The organism is Nocardia sp. NPDC002869 (genome assembly GCF_046764065.1).
Taxonomy (GTDB): Bacteria; Actinomycetota; Actinomycetes; order Mycobacteriales; family Mycobacteriaceae; genus Nocardia; species Nocardia rhamnosiphila.
In genome coordinates this window covers 1-1,209 of sequence record NZ_JBKOOL010000342.1, presented here as the reverse complement: position 1 = coordinate 1,209, position 1,209 = coordinate 1, and the positions used below count along the sequence as shown (strand labels likewise).

General features: G+C 65.3%; 1 pseudogene. It reads left to right on the top strand.

Annotated features, from left to right (window positions below):
- Positions 1–19 precede the first annotated feature (19 nt).
- Positions 20–1,105: pseudogene (gene thiC, locus ACLML9_RS28775) on the top strand (phosphomethylpyrimidine synthase ThiC); the annotation flags it as partial.
- Positions 1,106–1,209 lie beyond the last annotated feature (104 nt).

Here is a 1,209-nt window from a genome sequence, read left to right as displayed (position 1 = left end):
ATAACATACCACCAGCAATAAGAACCACGAGACCCGCGAGTGGATCCTGCGCAACTCTCCGGTCCCGGTGGGCACGGTGCCGATCTATCAGGCCCTGGAGAAGGTCGGCGGTGATCCGACCGCGCTCACCTGGGAGATCTACCGCGACACCGTGATCGAGCAGTGCGAGCAGGGCGTCGACTATATGACCGTGCACGCCGGGGTACTGCTGCGCTACGTGCCGCTGACCGCGAAACGGGTCACCGGAATCGTCTCGCGCGGCGGTTCGATCATGGCCGCGTGGTGCCTGGCCCACCACCGGGAATCGTTCCTGTACACCCATTTCGAGGAGCTGTGCGAAATCCTGGCGCGCTACGACGTCACCTTCTCGCTGGGTGACGGGCTGCGGCCCGGTTCCATCGCCGACGCCAACGACGAGGCGCAGTTCGCCGAACTCCGTACGCTCGGCGAGCTGACCACCATCGCGAAATCGCACGGTGTGCAGGTCATGATCGAGGGCCCCGGCCACGTGCCGATGCACAAGATCGTGGAGAACGTACGGCTGGAAGAAGAACTGTGCGAAGAAGCCCCCTTCTACACCCTCGGTCCGCTGGCCACCGATATCGCGCCCGCCTACGACCACATCACCTCGGCCATCGGCGCGGCGATCATCGCGCAGGCCGGGACCGCGATGCTGTGCTACGTCACACCGAAAGAACATCTCGGCCTGCCCGACCGTGACGATGTGAAAACCGGCGTCATCACCTACAAGATCGCCGCGCACGCCGCCGACCTGGCCAAAGGCCATCCGCACGCTCAGCTCCGGGATGACGAGTTGTCCAAGGCCCGGTTCGAATTCCGCTGGCGCGACCAGTTCGCGCTGTCACTGGACCCCGATACCGCGCGCGAGTATCACGACGAGACGATGCCCGCGGAACCGGCGAAGACGGCGCATTTCTGTTCGATGTGCGGTCCGAAATTCTGTTCCATGCGCATCTCCGCGGACGTACGCGAGTACGCGGAGCAGCACAATCTGACGGATGTCGATGCCATCGAGGCGGGCATGGCGGAGAAGTCGGCCGAGTTCACCGAAAACGGGAAGCGGGTGTACTTACCTCTGACGTGATGGCGCCGCCTCCTGGGCCAGGGCTCACAGTCGGGCAACCTCGGGTTTCCGCGAGCTCCGAAGGCCGGGGGCGGGCCCGTCGCCGGGGGCGGGCCCGTCGCCGG